Below are 14,087 nucleotides of genomic sequence, written 5' to 3'. Positions count from 1 at the left end.
CAAAAAAGCCGGTCGTATGACCGGCTTTTCTACATTAATCTAATAATCCCTCTTCTTCTAAAAAGTCTTTCGCAACCTTTGCAGGTGATTGTTTAAGGCTGTCAACCTTATAGTTGAGTTCCCTCATTTTTTCATCCGTTAGTTTTCCTGATAAGCTATTAAGTGCTTTTTTCAGTTCGGGATGTTCTTTCAACGTTTCCTCTTTTACAATCGGCACCGCATAATACGGAGGGAAAAACTGCTTGTCGTCCTTTAACACCTTTAAGTTAAAAGCTTGAAGTAAACCATCCGTTGAAAAGGCATCAATAACATCACTTTTATGGTTTTTTAAGGCCGTGTAACGTAAACCGCCATCGATGGCTTTAACATCCTTAAATGCTAAATTATAAGTTTTTGAAAGTCCGATTAATCCATCTGCACGGTTTGGAAATTCGATCGTTGGTCCCATAATTAAACCATTACTAACCTTTGATAAATCTGAAATGGTTTCGATCCCATATTGTTTGGCCGTGTCTTGTCGAACGGCCAATGCGTAGGTATTATTAAATCCCAGTGGCTGTAATAAATCGATTCCGTATTTTTGCTTAAATTCCTTTTTTACATAATCATAAACCTTGTCTGAATCACTTTCAGGAGGCTGTTTTAAAATATTAACTAAACCTGTGCCTGTGTATTCTACATAAACGTCAATATCACCTGATTTTAATGCGCTGAATGCTACTTGTGAACCGCCAAGGTTAAGTTTTCTATCTACTTGTATATCTGTCTTATTTTCAATTACGTCTGCGAGCATATTACCTAAGATCAATTGTTCACTGAAATTTTTTGAACCAATGACAATTTTATCTTCAGCGTTAGCAGTGGAGTATACTTTTAATCCACCAGCTGCGATAACCATAATCGCTGCAGTAGTTATAACCCACTTTTTAGCCTTCTTTTTTGGTTTAGAAGTATGCTGCTGCTTACTTGTATAGGAAAGTCTTGTTTCGAGCTTTCCGACAACAAAGTCAATTAACAGGGCTAAAATACAGGCTGGAATTGCTCCTGCTAAGATCATATGATTATCAACGGTTTGCACACCGGAGAAGACAAGATAACCAAGACCGCCCGCCCCTACGAACGCTGCAATGGTCATTAAACCAACTGCTGTAACTGCGGAAATTCTGATACCCGCCATAATCATCGGGAAGGCTAGTGGTAACTGAACCTTTTTCATTGTTTGACCCTTGGTCAGACCGATGCCTTTGGCAGCTTCCAGAATGTCTCGATCAATATTGGTTAATCCAGTGTAAGTATTTTTCACAATCGGCAAAAGGGAATAAAGAACAACCATCACAATTGCCGGGGTACTGCCAATACCAATAAATGGAATGATAAATCCAAGTAATGCTAAACTTGGAATGGCTTGAATGACATTTGCTGTCCCGATAATCGGCTTTGAAAGTTTTGGTTCATTTGATATTAAAATACCTAGTGGGATACCAATAATGATCGCAATTAAAACAGAAACGATACTTAAATATACATGTTCTCCTAGTAAACTCAGGATTTGATCAAAGTTACCTGTAAGATAATTCCAAAATCCACTCATTAAAATGCCACCTCCAAATCAATTAACTGACTGCTTAACGCAGATAAAATACTACTTCTTGTGATTAAACCTGTTAATTGGCCAATACTGTTCACAACAGGCAAATATCCAATTTTGTGTTCGTTCATTGTGGCCAAAACTGAGATTAAATTGGCATCCTGTGAAACAGATTGGACATTGTGCTCCATGACCATCTCAATAGACGTATTCCGATTCAATAATTGAATGCTTTTTAACGTTACAAGCCCCTTAAGGACATTGTTTTTATCTGTCACCATTAAACTATCGACCTTATGATCCTTCATTACCTCAATAGCCTGCAACACCGTACGCATAGAGGTAATCTTAACAGGATTTTGAATCATGATATCCTCGGCCATTAACAACTCAGGATTATTCCAAACTCTTCTTTTTCCAATAAATCCTTCAACAAATTCATTAGCAGGATTTTTAAGAATATTTTCCGGTGTGTCATATTGAAGAATATCTCCATCTTTTAAAATACAAATCTTGTCGGCTATTTTAATCGCTTCATCCATATCATGGGTAACGAAAATAATCGTTTTGTTCAATTCCTTTTGCATTTGGAATAGTTCATCCTGGAGGGAGCTTCTTGTAACAGGGTCAAGAGCACTAAATGGTTCATCCATGAGGATAATATCTGAATTTGTAGAAAAAGCCCTGGCAACCCCGACTCTTTGCTGCTGCCCGCCGCTTAATTCCTTTGGATAACGATGTATATATTCTTTTGGGTCTAAACCAACCAATTCCAGCAATTCATTGGTTTTCTTCTCAATTGCGGCGGGATCTTCACCCTTTAGGTTTGGAATTAGTTCTAAATTTTCTTTAATTGACATATGTGGGAATAGACCGGTGTTTTGAATAACGTAGCCAATATTGCGGCGGAGTTCAATGGGATTCATGGTGGTGATATCCGTTCCATTTACAAAAATCTTTCCGGACGTAGGCTGGATAAGCTTATTAATCATTTTTAGTAAAGTGGTTTTACCGCAGCCACTCGGCCCTATAAAGACGACTAACTGGCCGGCTTCAATATTTAAAGAAAATGGATTAATAATTGTTTTTGTTCGGTATTTCTTTACAACATTCTTGAATTCTATCAATTTCATTCCCCCTCAATTTATTAGTTCAATATAGTAACAACTTAATGTTAACATATGAGTTGTTGGTTTGTCGACCCAATTTATTTAGTTAGCAAGTAGAATACCCGTATTCTCAAAGATTAAACGATGATAAATGAGCTAAAATTACTATATTTCTTATAAGGATGCTAAAATATAAATATAAAAAGTTATTAAAAAGGAGAATGGGCTTGAGGAATTTTGTCCGTGACAAGTTTAGTATGAAATTTTTCCTTTTCCTTGTCATAGCATTTTTATTAATACAGATACCGATTATAGGAAACTATGTAAGAATAATTAATACGTTGATTCATGAAACTGGTCACGCTTTTATAGCTCTTTTAGGAGGAAAGGTAGAAACGATCAGTTTGTTCATGAACTCTGAAGGAGCGACGGTGAGTGCTCAATCAACTTGGATTGGCAGTTTCTTTACAAGTCTAGCAGGCTATACCTTTGCATCCTTTATGGCCTTTTTGTCTTTTTGGTTATTAAGGAGAAAAAGGGGGACGATACTGATTGATATTTTATTAGCTTTTATTTTTTTAAACCTGATTTTTTGGGTGCGCAATCCTTACGGGATATTCTGGCTTCTCTCCTTTGCACTCACTTTTCTGTTCTTACTTATTAAAGGGAATGAGACCATAAGGAATCATCTATTATTATTAATAGCAGCCATTCTCCTTGTCGACTCCGTTCAAAGTGCATATGAAATATTGTCGATTAGCCTCATGCAGCCGCAAGCTGCAGGGGATGCAGCGAATCTTGCAAGGTTAACAGGGGTTATTCCTGCACCGTTATGGGGGCTTTTCTTTTTCGTGCAAGCACTCTGGTTTTGTTATTACGGATTAAAGAAAGGAAATTATAAACTAGGTATCTAAATAACAAATCACGGACTTACTTATTGGTAAGTCCATTTAAAAAAATTAAGAATAAATGGAGGGATGGGGAAAATGTTAGAGGTAATCAGAACCCGCCGCAATATAAAAAAGTTTAAACCTACTGAGATAAAGGAAGAATCCCTAATAACTTGGCTTGAGGCAGCAGCGATGGCACCAAATCATCGTATGACGGAACCATGGGAAGTCTATTTTTTAGGGAAGGATACGAGAGAGAAACTAAACCATAAGACGAATTTTGGAAATGCCCCTGTAGTCATGGCAATCCTTTCGAAGAATGGTGCAACGCAGACAGAAACGGAAGAAAATGCTTGGGCGACCGCCTGCTTTATTCAAAATTTTAATTTAGCCGCCTGGGTGGAAGGGGTAGGCACGTTTTGGTCATCAATCGGGGCTTCAGATCGGAGCAAAGAAATTCTTGGAGTTTCAGATGAATATAGTGTCATAGGAGTTTTAGCTGTAGGATATCCAGAATTAATACCAGATCCAAAACCTCGAAAGCCTATTGCTGAAAAAATAAAGAAATTACCATAAAACAAAATCCAGTCTGAAAAATGACTGGATTTTATTTTTATGGATTAATAAAAAAAATAATCGATTTTATTTTTCATTTAGGATATATTTAGCAAATAGATAATAAATGGTTAAAGATGTACAAGGTGTTGAATAGGAATGTACATCCAAACCAAACTAATGTTTATGGAAAAAAAGATTGGATGGTGTCATGAATGGTAAGACTTTTTACGGATATTGATTTAGACGGCTTAGGATGCGGCCTAATTGCAAAGCTGGCATTCGGAGATCAGGCAAATGTTTATTACTGTTCTTATCGCAATTTAAATCAACGCGTAGAAATGGTAATTAATCATCCGGGTAATCACCAGGAGGAAATTATAATCACTGATTTAGCCGTAAATCAGTCGGTTGAAGAAATGCTTGAAAAACGGTATCAGCAAGGTAGACCTGTGCAAATGATTGATCATCACGTGACTGCACTTCATTTTAATGAATACAAATGGGGAAGAGTTATTACAGAGTATGAAAATGGGAAAAAAACCTGTGCAACTTCGTTATTTTATGATTATTTAATTGAACAAAAAAAGCTCGAAAGAAATCCTGCCCTGGAGGAATTCATTGATTTGGTCCGGCAGTATGATACATGGGAGTGGGATGAAAATAATAATGTAACAGCTAAACGATTAAATGATTTATTTTACATATTGAACAGGGAACAATTTGAAGAAGAAATGTTGAAACGGCTAACGGAAAATAAAGAATCTTTTACCCTGACAGATACGGAAAATATGATCCTTGACCTTGAAGAACAAAAGATTAATCGGTATATTCACTCTAAGAGCAGGCAGATGATTCAGACATTTGCAGGTGATTATTGTATAGGAATCGTTCATGCTGAACAATATTTGTCTGAGTTAGGGAATGCTTTAAATAATATTTATCCTCATCTAGATATGATTGTACTTTTAAATATAAGCGGAAAGAAAATGGGATTTCGAACGATTCATGATGAAGTAAATGCAGCTGAATTTGCGCAAAGTTATGGTGGCGGGGGACATCCGAAGGCATCAGGAGCGGATTTGTCTAAAGAGGCGTTTCAGACCTTTGTTGTTGAGGTTTTTGGAGTCAATCCCTTAAAGCCAGACACCGACCGTAATGAATATAACGTAAAGGAATCTGCGGTGGGCACCAGTTATCAAAATCATAATGGTGAGATATCCTTTATTGTCCCAACAGGGGATGGAACTTATTATATTGTTCATAAAGGAGAAAGAGAAGCCCCCCTATATTCCAGTTTTATTGAAGCTGAGCGGGCCCTGAAAAGAAATTATGCTTCATGGCTTCGTTTTGATAATGAATATTTAAAACAGCTGTCAGCTTTTCTCAAGCTTCCAGTCGAGGAATTGAAGGAAAACTATAATGAGACGATAAGTAACCATTTTGTTGATATTATGAATGTATAAGAACTTAGGGGCTCCCCTAAGTTCTTTTTATCGGCTTAAGGATTTGTTAAGGATTATCTGGTAAATTATTCATAGGAAGATGGTATTGTTATTTTAGAATTGTTATTTCAATGAAACAGTTGGTAAAATCATATACATATTGCTGTAATATTTTTATGTTATCCTTGATATAAGGAGATTTGTCTAAAATTTTCTTCACTGTATTGAAAGTTTTACGTTTCGGATTATAATGTTCAGTGAAAACATATTAAAATACCTTTTTGAGCGAAAAATTGACCGAGGTGATTAAATGTCCGCAACTTCAAAAAGGAGTAAATTTTTCGATAATGCCAAATTTATTCTTATTTTTCTTGTCGTTTTTGGGCATATGATAAGTCCGATTAAGGAACAGAATGGGATACTTTTCACTTTATATACTGTGATTTTCTTGTTCCATATGCCCGCATTTATTTTGATCTCAGGTTACTTTGCAAAAGGATATAAAAAGAAGGGCTACTTTATGAAGTCAGTAAAAAAGATTTTAGTCCCTTATTTTATCTTCCAGATGATTTATTCTGTGTATTATTACTTAATTGGCCAAGAGGATAAATTCGCAATTGACTTCTTGCATCCACATTGGTCGTTATGGTTTTTGTTAAGTTTATTTTTCTGGAATTTATTATTATATGCTTTTGCAAATATGAAATGGCTTGGATTTGCTATTGCAATTATGATTGGCATAGGTATTGGCTATGTAAATGATGCTGGCAGTTTCTTAAGCCTTTCGAGAACCTTTGTATTCTTTCCCTATTTTTTACTAGGCTTTTTACTCAATGGGAATCAGTTAAGGAGGTTAATCCGAGCCAAGTTTTCACTTCCTATCGGAATAATTATCATTATTGCTACCATGTTATTCTTTGGTTTAGGTTTTCCTAAGGATGCTGTCCCTTGGTTGTTAGGGGATACCTCTTATGCTAATATGGGAGGCATGGAATGGTCAGACGGCATTGTACGAATGATACAATATGTGCTTACATTAGTTGTTGTGTTTGGCTTTTTAGCATTGATTCCATCCACTCAGTATAAGCTGACTAAAATTGGTGAAAGAACATTATATGTTTATTTATTTCATGGGTTTATTATTAAGTTGATACCGGTCATGGTACCAGATGAAAGTTTAGAGTTCCTGTCAAGTAATTACATTTTATTGTTCTTCTTGTCCTTGTTCATTTGCCAAATCCTAGGGAGCTACTTCATAAAGAAATATACACGCCCGCTGGTTGAGTTAAAGGTGAAAACCGGATAACGATAGAAAAGTCGAACGCATCGTCTGCGTTCGACTTTTTATTTTATTAAAAGCAAAAGACTGCTTATGAAATTTTTCTTTTTTCTTTTCACTTCTTTATGTTCAATGACGATTGGCTGATCATTTTTTACTGGTAAGTTTAGTTCGTTCAACTGGCTTTGAAGCAGTTGAACTTGTTGGGTTAATGTCTTAACCTGCTCTTGTAACTCCTCTATTTCTCTTCGATGCTGAAGCAGTTGATAGGAGGTAACGGAATCAGCCTTATCATGTAAGCTTAGCTCCAATTCCCGTACTTTTGCAGATAATTTTTCAATGGCTTTATCATTTACAACAGCATTAACCGTCCCTTTGCGCACGCTTTTTTTCTCACCTACTGGGCTGATCTCATGCAGAAGTGTCCCGGCTTGAAGTTTTTCGTGAATCTCTCTTAATTGTTGAATATCTTCGCTGCTGAAATGATAATGGCCTCGTTCATTTTTTTCCATTGGCAGCTCAAGTTGTTTTACCCATCGCTGGATCGTACTCGCAGATACCCCCAATAATTTGGCTACTTCACTAGTATTCATGCCGATTCCCCCTAATCATAGAATAAGCTAAAAACCAAGAGTGACAAAGAGATAAGAAAATTCTGAAAGAACAAAGGAACATAACAATAGAAGAAATTTGGATTAGGCCCAGAATTTCCACCATTTCTTTTCTTTTCCTGCAGCTACATCTCTGAAATTGGTTAACATTTGTTGAAAGGCTACTTCTCGCTGAGTTACTTCTTGACGGTAGTGATTCCGTTCCTCGATTAACAATTCTCGTTCTTCTGCAATTGCTTCAGTTAAACTTGTGATTTCATTATTTGTTACATCTACATAATGGGAGAGTTCTTCAGACGTCTCAGACAGCTGCTTTGAGAGTGAAAAAATTTCCTCAGACGTTTCTAATGAAGCGTGTGTGACCTTGTTTGAGAGTTGTTTCAATGAGTCTGACGTTTCTTCGGAAGCTTTTTCTACAGAATCTGATAAGCCTCGGATTTCTGCCTTGGTGTGTTCTGTTGATTTATAAATAGAATCTGAAATCGATTTTACAGTTACAAATGTACCTTTTGAGATTTCTTTTCGAACCTCATCCAATACCTCTTTACGAACAACACTTCTAATTTCATTCTTCACTTCACTTAGAAATGTTTCTTTATAGTTCTCCATTACTTCGAATAAAAGTTCCGTACTTTTCATAGAGCTCTCTGCGGCCGGCGCACGAGAAATAGACTCGTCTGAAATGATTTCTAATGAGAGATCAGGTTCTAAAGGTGCTGAACTTTCAAAATCAATCTGAAGGTCCTTATTAAGTGCCATTGCTTCTTCGATAGTGGTTTCTAATGTGATCTTAGGCTCAGGGGGAAATTCAGCTTCTTCAATTGTAGTTCCTAATGTAATCTTTGGCTCAGGAGGAAATTCAGCTTCTTCGAAAGTGGTTTCTAATGTAATTTCAGGTTCAGGAGGAATAGCTTCTTTTGATTGCTTTTCTCTGTTGAAAGCGTCTTTACCCAACTTTTTGTCCGTCATCTGTTTAATCTCTAACAATAATTCAATCTCAATATCTGTATATATTCTGGCTCCTTGTTTTGTACGGGGAATGTCAAGTAAATCCTCAAAATCCTCTTCCCATTTTCGTAATGTTCCAGGAGATACATTTATTTTTTTAGAAACTTCTTTTAAAGTATAGCTTTTCATAAAATCCATTCCTCTCTCTATTTATATAGGAAATTTTTTTGTCATTTACTAGATATTCACCATAGGGTATATACTTTTCCTGCCGCTTGACAAAAGCTCTCAAAACAAGACCGAAATCACGAAATACCAACAATTTTTTGCAAAATGAGGCATAAAAAAAGTGCAGGATTTTATAATGAAATCCTGCACTTTTTGGTTTATTCAACTAAACCGAGCATTTTTAATCCATTAAATATGCCCGAGTTTGTAACTTCTGTTGTTTTATATTTAGCAAATTGGAAAATATCAGGATGCCCGTTCCCCATCGCGAAACTTTCCCCAACAGCCTGGAGCATTTCCTTATCATTCATCCCATCCCCAAAGGCGATTGATTGTTCTTTTTTTATGTCAAGGTGTTTTAATAACATTTCAATCCCATAGCCCTTATGGATTTTATTTCTGATGACATCATAGCAGGATCTCAGTCCTTCAACATTCACTTGGGATAAATGGATCCCATGCTCACTTTCATAAAGAGATACATCCTCGGGTTTTAGATTAATCATGGTTATTCCTAAAATTTCCTGATTCACCTCTGGGGTATAAATTTTATTATTACGGAAGTTGAAAACGTTAATAAAATTTTGGATCAACGAGGCATCAAGGTCTGTAAATAGATTTTCTTTATCTGTATAAAAAACCGCATCATGGCTGTGATGATGAGCAATGTCGATGTAACGTTTTACAATGGACTTTTCAATCGGTTCCTGAAAGATATCTTTCCCTTTATAAATCGCATAGGCTCCGTTATATCCGATAAAAGATCGGATGTTTAATTGTGATGCTAAATCGTGGATTTCATGCAGCGGTCTTCCGGTTGCTAAAAAGACTTCGATTCCCTTGGCTTGAACCTGGGCAACAGCTGATTTTGTTGACTCTTGAATTTTGTTATCTGGTGTGACGAGTGTCCCGTCAATATCTAAGAATAATACTTCGTACTTTGTCATCGTGCTGCTCCTTTTTTTCATAGTTATGAATAGTTTACCACTTTTTGAAATGGGAAATCATCCTTCCTTTACCGTATGTCTAAATAGGCAATGGGAAAAAGTAATCTAGAATCTTTTAAATATGAAAAAGGGGAGGAATATAGATGATTAGACTTCTTATTTTGTGGATAGGTTTTGCCGTTTTGCCTCTCCCAAATATGGTAAGTGCCGAAGAGAGGGTACCGATGCTTATTTATCATTCGATTGCGGACTATTCGGGTACTGGTTCCAAGGAGCTTTATGTGACTCCGGAAAACTTTGAAAATCAAATGATATATTTACGAGAACACGGTTTTACGTTATTAACATTTGAACAATGGCAGGAAGTAAGCAAGGTAAAAAAGCCCATATTTATTACTTTTGATGATGGCTACAAGAACAATTTAACGGTGTTTTCGATTTTTCAAAAACTACAGACTAGGTCGTTTAAACCGAAAGGAACGATATTTGTCATTTCTGACTTCATTGGCAGAAAAAATCGACTTTCAAGTGAGGAAATTAAACAAATGTCTGACTCAGGGCTCATTTCGATTCAGTCGCATACGGCGACCCATCCTGATTTAACTAAATCGGCTGATTTGAGTTACGAACTAAAGAATTCTCAAGACAAAATAAAGCGGATAACAGGAAGACAGGTCATCGCTCTTGCTTACCCATATGGAAACACTAATCGGGAAGTAATTGCAGAGACAAAAAAGTATTATCTGTTCGGACTAACGACTACACCTGGACCCTTTGTTTCAACCGGGATAAGGGATGAACAATATTTGCTCCCTCGTACCTATGTTAAGTATTCTACTTCCATCGATGAGTTTGCCAAAATAGTCGAAGTCAATTAATAGTAATAGCTGGTTGATGTGGAGGCAGCTGTTTTTGATGTTGAAAAAATCTATAAAGATTTCTATTTTAGTTCGGTGCGAATATCCTCTTATAGAGGGGGGATTGGGATGTCAGGTACCATCAATCTTTGGGAGGAGCACTTATTTTGGCTTGAAATTCTTCAGGATCATGCTATTTTTGTACGAGACCACCTTTCCGTAACAGAGAGGAATGAAATATCAATTGCCGAAGGGTTTAATCAATCCTTCCAAAGAATATTGGACCGTCTTAAACAACTAGATTCAGAATTAAGTTATTCTACGAATGAAATGATCGAATTTGCTAAACAAGCCTATTCAACTGCCTACGAATACTTCCGTTTTGAAGGTCGATTGCAGAATTTAAGAATTAAGAACGAAATAAACCTGAACCTTTCACCAACCTATTTGAATGGCACACTCAATGAAAACCAGGAATATTTACGGATCTTATCTTACCTTGTTAATGGTCAGCAGGCAGTGCCGCTTAGGCTGGATCAACTGTTGGATTTATGGCTGGAGGATCAGCTTGGTCATATTATCTTACTTAGGAATCTGGTCGATCCGATTGAATTAACAGTTGAAAGACAAACAGATTTATATGCACAGAGGTTTAATATGTTCATATTGCAAAATCATCATATAAAAGGTTTTTTACGATTTACTGAACAGGGGTTTCCGCGTCAAAAAGAACTGGCTTTGGATGTAGGAAGAACAGTAATTGAAATGAATCTATATATCCGTTCTGTGGTAGATAAATATAAAGGAGATAGACTATTAAATAAAACAACGCTCAGATTCCTTGAACACCATTTCCCTGAAACTTGTTATTTTATTAAAAAATTAGCTGAGTTCGCTCCCGAACTTCAGGCCGAAAGTGTTCATTGCTCCTTGCGCAAACCCTCCTTTGGCTAGCTAAAAACTGAGGATGAAACTACATTGTAAACAAGGAGAAACTTGTGTGTAATCAAAACTCGCTATAATAAAGAAAATATAGTCGAATTGTTAGGGCGGGTGTCTTATGGAAGAAACATTGGCAAAATCATACTTACAAAAATCACTTGATGAATGGAAGGATGATATATCCTTAGTTTTAGCTGAAATTGCTAAAGAATATGATGAGGTGGCACAAGAATTAAAGGTTTATTCCTATAAGTATGGAATAACTAAACAGGTGATCCAATCAACAGTAAATGAGGAGATTATTGAAAAAATCCGCGAAATGTATCATAAACCTTTTGAAGAAAACTATAACGAACTCAAAGAGAACATAAAAGATTTGGAAGAAAAAAGAAGAGTCTTTCAAATGTTTATTCAAAAAATCGATGAGGTAACCAAAAAGGAAACTGCCAAGATTACTACGTACTAATTAATTAATCAGCCCAATCGTTCAGTCGATTGGGTGTTTTTGTTATTACCAAAAAACAATGCCCGCGTTCGTTCATTTTCTCTTGTTTTAAAAACAAATAAACGGTGTAAAACAGCCTTGCATATATTGAATACAGAATAAAAATGTGAGGTGTGGAACAATTGATCACGGCCAACATTGGAAGTAAAACGTTTCGGATACCGGAAAGTCTTGAAGAATATTTTCAACCATTCCGCTCACATGTGATTGGGATGAACCAGGAATTTGATACTCCTTATGGTAAAAAGAACATCATTTATGCCGACTGGACAGCAAGCGGACGATTATACCAGCCGATTGAACAGAAGATTATAAAGGAAATTGGACCTTTTATGGCCAATACCCATACAGAATCGAATATTACTAGTTTGAAGATGACCGGATTATATAAGCAGTCAAAAAAAATAATTAAAGAACATGTAAACGCAGACAAACATGATGTCGTCATCCTTGATGGTTTTGGGATGACCTCTGTCGTTAATAAGCTGCAGCGGATCTTAGGGCTTAGAGTACCAGAAAAGTGGAAAAATCGTGTCCAACTTTCACAAAGTGAAAGACCGGTTATTTTTATCACCCATATGGAACATCATTCAAACCAAACATCCTGGCTCGAAACACTCGGGGAGGTCGTAATGGTCAACCCAGACAAGGAAGGTAGGGTGGACCTTAACCATTTAGAACAACTGCTCCTTATTTTTAGGGATCGACCCCTGAAAATTGGTTCCTTTACAGCATGTTCAAATGTAACAGGTATTCAAACTCCTTATCACAAGCTTGCTAAAATCATGCACCAACATGGCGGAATTTGTTTTGTTGATTTTGCTGCATCTGCACCCTATATCGAGATCAATATGCATCCGGAAGATCCGCTTGAGAAACTGGATGCGATATTTTTTTCACCGCATAAATTTTTAGGGGGTCCTGGAACAAGTGGAGTATTAGTATTTGATTCAAGAATATATACAAATAAAATTCCAGACCATCCCGGAGGCGGAACCGTGTTATGGACTAATCCATGGGGTGAGCACCAATATTTCGATGACTTGGAGCTGCGGGAAGACGGGGGGACTCCTGGAATTCTCCAGTCGATAAGGATTGCACTTTGTTTAAATTTGAAAAGTAAGATGGGTATTCAAAATATCTTACAACGAGAAAAGGAGCTGCTGGACCTTTTATTTTTCCATTTGGAAAAGTTTTCAGAGGTCCAAATATTAGCTGGAAACATGAAAAATCGAATGGGCATTGTTTCGTTTAATATTAAAAATATTCATTATAACTTAGTTGTTCGTCTTCTCAATGACCGGTATGGTATTCAGGTAAGGGGAGGGTGTTCATGTGCCGGCACTTATGGCCATTATCTATTAAATATTGATAAGAACCTTTCTAAACAAATTTTTAATGAGATAAATCAAGGGAAAATGGATGTGAAACCTGGCTGGGTACGTTTTTCAATCCATCCGATTATGACAGATGAAGAAATATTAATTTTTATTCGTGCGATTAGGGAAATTATTGAGAATATTGATGATTGGGAACAGGACTATGTGTATGACCGGTCCAGTAATGACTATTTTTATGTTCACCACCTTCGGGAAGATATGATGCCATTTTTTAGATTTCATTAATCTTCTGTATGACAGTCAACCAAAAAATTGTATATGAATATGCTAACACAGGAAGGTGGGATAGTATGATTCATACCGTTCAACCCGGTGAAACACTTGGAACGATTTCAGCTAACTATCGAGTGAGCCTCAGACGTCTTTATGCAGCAAATCCGGGTATCGGGCATTTGTATGTGGGACAAAAAATTCAAATTCCAGGTCTGCCTGAGCCAAGTACCATACCCTATTCGATTCAAGTATCAGTGGGAAAAAAAAGACTTACATTAAATCACAATGGAAAGTTAGTCAAAATTTTTCCTATTGCTGTGGGGAAGATGCTAACGCAAACGCCAGTAGGTGATTTTGTCATCGTGAATCGACAATATAACCCTGGAGGTCCATTCGGAGTATTATGGCTCTCGCTGTCAAAACAAGGGTACGGAATCCATGGAACGAATGATCCAAGTTCGATTGGTAAATCGGTGTCCCATGGTTGTATAAGAATGTATAATCGGGATGTGCTACAGCTGGCGGGGATGGTTCCTAATGGAACCCGTGTGACTATACGTCCATAAAAAA

Annotated in this window: 14 protein-coding genes; 9 read left to right on the top strand and 5 right to left on the bottom strand. The window is 36.7% G+C overall.

Annotated elements, in window-relative coordinates; all coding sequences use genetic code 11:
* Window positions 1-34 precede the first annotated feature (34 nt).
* Both GXK58_RS06470 and GXK58_RS06465 read right to left on the bottom strand, forming a co-directional pair.
* Window positions 35-1,591 (bottom strand): ABC transporter permease/substrate-binding protein, encoded by a 1,557-nt coding sequence (locus tag GXK58_RS06470; RefSeq protein WP_160721014.1) that lies wholly within the window; start codon window positions 1,589-1,591, stop codon window positions 35-37.
* A complete protein-coding gene (locus GXK58_RS06465) occupies window positions 1,591-2,715 on the bottom strand; it encodes an ABC transporter ATP-binding protein (protein WP_160721013.1) in 1,125 nt (374 codons plus the stop codon). Before GXK58_RS06465 ends, GXK58_RS06470 begins: the two co-directional genes overlap by 1 nt.
* A gap of 209 nt (window positions 2,716-2,924) precedes the next feature.
* Here GXK58_RS06465 and GXK58_RS06460 point away from each other — a divergent pair, with 209 nt between their 5' ends.
* From GXK58_RS06460 to GXK58_RS06445, 4 genes are all read left to right on the top strand, one after another.
* The gene (locus GXK58_RS06460) at window positions 2,925-3,611 is read left to right on the top strand and encodes a M50 family metallopeptidase (RefSeq protein ID WP_237389587.1); all 687 of its coding nucleotides are present in this window, start codon (window positions 2,925-2,927) and stop codon (window positions 3,609-3,611) included.
* 72 nt (window positions 3,612-3,683) lie between these two features.
* The gene (locus GXK58_RS06455; protein ID WP_237389586.1) at window positions 3,684-4,163 is read left to right on the top strand and encodes a nitroreductase family protein; all 480 of its coding nucleotides are present in this window, start codon (window positions 3,684-3,686) and stop codon (window positions 4,161-4,163) included.
* Between the two features lie 194 nt (window positions 4,164-4,357).
* Window positions 4,358-5,608, top strand: a complete 1,251-nt coding sequence (locus tag GXK58_RS06450; protein WP_160721008.1) for a DHH family phosphoesterase — start codon at window positions 4,358-4,360, stop codon at window positions 5,606-5,608.
* Window positions 5,609-5,897: 289 nt separating this feature from the next.
* Window positions 5,898-6,893, top strand: coding sequence for an acyltransferase family protein (locus GXK58_RS06445; protein WP_160721007.1), 996 nt, complete (start codon window positions 5,898-5,900; stop codon window positions 6,891-6,893).
* 38 nt (window positions 6,894-6,931) lie between these two features.
* Here GXK58_RS06445 and GXK58_RS06440 read toward each other — a convergent pair whose 3' ends face one another.
* The 3 genes from GXK58_RS06440 to GXK58_RS06430 all read right to left on the bottom strand — a co-directional run bounded on the left by GXK58_RS06440 (window position 6,932) and on the right by GXK58_RS06430 (window position 9,600).
* Window positions 6,932-7,459 (bottom strand): MerR family transcriptional regulator, encoded by a 528-nt coding sequence (locus tag GXK58_RS06440; RefSeq protein WP_160721006.1) that lies wholly within the window; start codon window positions 7,457-7,459, stop codon window positions 6,932-6,934.
* Window positions 7,460-7,561: 102 nt separating this feature from the next.
* Window positions 7,562-8,614 carry a MerR family transcriptional regulator gene (locus tag GXK58_RS06435; RefSeq protein WP_160721004.1) on the bottom strand — a complete coding sequence of 351 codons (1,053 nt, stop codon included), beginning with the start codon at window positions 8,612-8,614 and terminating at the stop codon, window positions 7,562-7,564.
* Between the two features lie 197 nt (window positions 8,615-8,811).
* Complete coding sequence (locus tag GXK58_RS06430) at window positions 8,812-9,600, bottom strand: Cof-type HAD-IIB family hydrolase (RefSeq protein ID WP_160721003.1); 789 nt, start codon at window positions 9,598-9,600, stop codon at window positions 8,812-8,814.
* A gap of 143 nt (window positions 9,601-9,743) precedes the next feature.
* Here GXK58_RS06430 and GXK58_RS06425 point away from each other — a divergent pair, with 143 nt between their 5' ends.
* The 5 genes from GXK58_RS06425 to GXK58_RS06405 all read left to right on the top strand — a co-directional run bounded on the left by GXK58_RS06425 (window position 9,744) and on the right by GXK58_RS06405 (window position 14,083).
* Window positions 9,744-10,478 carry a polysaccharide deacetylase family protein gene (locus GXK58_RS06425; protein ID WP_160721001.1) on the top strand — a complete coding sequence of 245 codons (735 nt, stop codon included), beginning with the start codon at window positions 9,744-9,746 and terminating at the stop codon, window positions 10,476-10,478.
* Window positions 10,479-10,586: 108 nt separating this feature from the next.
* Window positions 10,587-11,411: a DUF2935 domain-containing protein gene (locus GXK58_RS06420; RefSeq protein WP_160720999.1), complete on the top strand. Its 825-nt coding sequence runs from the start codon at window positions 10,587-10,589 to the stop codon at window positions 11,409-11,411.
* Window positions 11,412-11,517: 106 nt separating this feature from the next.
* On the top strand, window positions 11,518-11,865 hold the full coding sequence (locus tag GXK58_RS06415; RefSeq protein WP_160720998.1) for a hypothetical protein: 348 nt from the start codon (window positions 11,518-11,520) through the stop codon (window positions 11,863-11,865).
* A 161-nt stretch (window positions 11,866-12,026) separates the two neighbouring features.
* Window positions 12,027-13,529, top strand: a complete 1,503-nt coding sequence (locus tag GXK58_RS06410; RefSeq protein ID WP_237389585.1) for an aminotransferase class V-fold PLP-dependent enzyme — start codon at window positions 12,027-12,029, stop codon at window positions 13,527-13,529.
* A gap of 65 nt (window positions 13,530-13,594) precedes the next feature.
* The gene (locus GXK58_RS06405; RefSeq protein WP_160720996.1) at window positions 13,595-14,083 is read left to right on the top strand and encodes a L,D-transpeptidase family protein; all 489 of its coding nucleotides are present in this window, start codon (window positions 13,595-13,597) and stop codon (window positions 14,081-14,083) included.
* Window positions 14,084-14,087 lie beyond the last annotated feature (4 nt).

Source organism: Bacillus sp. USDA818B3_A, assembly GCF_009928415.1.
In the GTDB taxonomy this organism is placed as follows: domain Bacteria; phylum Bacillota; class Bacilli; order Bacillales; family Cytobacillaceae; genus Neobacillus.
This window is presented reverse-complemented; position numbering and strand designations above follow the sequence as displayed.

Coding starts and splice junctions, on each gene's coding strand:
- GXK58_RS06470 (WP_160721014.1), bottom strand. CDS start 1,591: ATGAGTGGATTTTGGAATTATCTTACAGGTAACTTTGATCAAATCCTG.
- GXK58_RS06455 (WP_237389586.1), top strand. CDS start 3,684: ATGTTAGAGGTAATCAGAACCCGCCGCAATATAAAAAAGTTTAAACCT.
- GXK58_RS06450 (WP_160721008.1), top strand. CDS start 4,358: ATGGTAAGACTTTTTACGGATATTGATTTAGACGGCTTAGGATGCGGC.
- GXK58_RS06445 (WP_160721007.1), top strand. CDS start 5,898: ATGTCCGCAACTTCAAAAAGGAGTAAATTTTTCGATAATGCCAAATTT.
- GXK58_RS06440 (WP_160721006.1), bottom strand. CDS start 7,459: ATGAATACTAGTGAAGTAGCCAAATTATTGGGGGTATCTGCGAGTACG.
- GXK58_RS06435 (WP_160721004.1), bottom strand. CDS start 8,614: ATGAAAAGCTATACTTTAAAAGAAGTTTCTAAAAAAATAAATGTATCT.
- GXK58_RS06430 (WP_160721003.1), bottom strand. CDS start 9,600: ATGACAAAGTACGAAGTATTATTCTTAGATATTGACGGGACACTCGTC.
- GXK58_RS06425 (WP_160721001.1), top strand. CDS start 9,744: ATGATTAGACTTCTTATTTTGTGGATAGGTTTTGCCGTTTTGCCTCTC.
- GXK58_RS06420 (WP_160720999.1), top strand. CDS start 10,587: ATGTCAGGTACCATCAATCTTTGGGAGGAGCACTTATTTTGGCTTGAA.
- GXK58_RS06415 (WP_160720998.1), top strand. CDS start 11,518: ATGGAAGAAACATTGGCAAAATCATACTTACAAAAATCACTTGATGAA.
- GXK58_RS06405 (WP_160720996.1), top strand. CDS start 13,595: ATGATTCATACCGTTCAACCCGGTGAAACACTTGGAACGATTTCAGCT.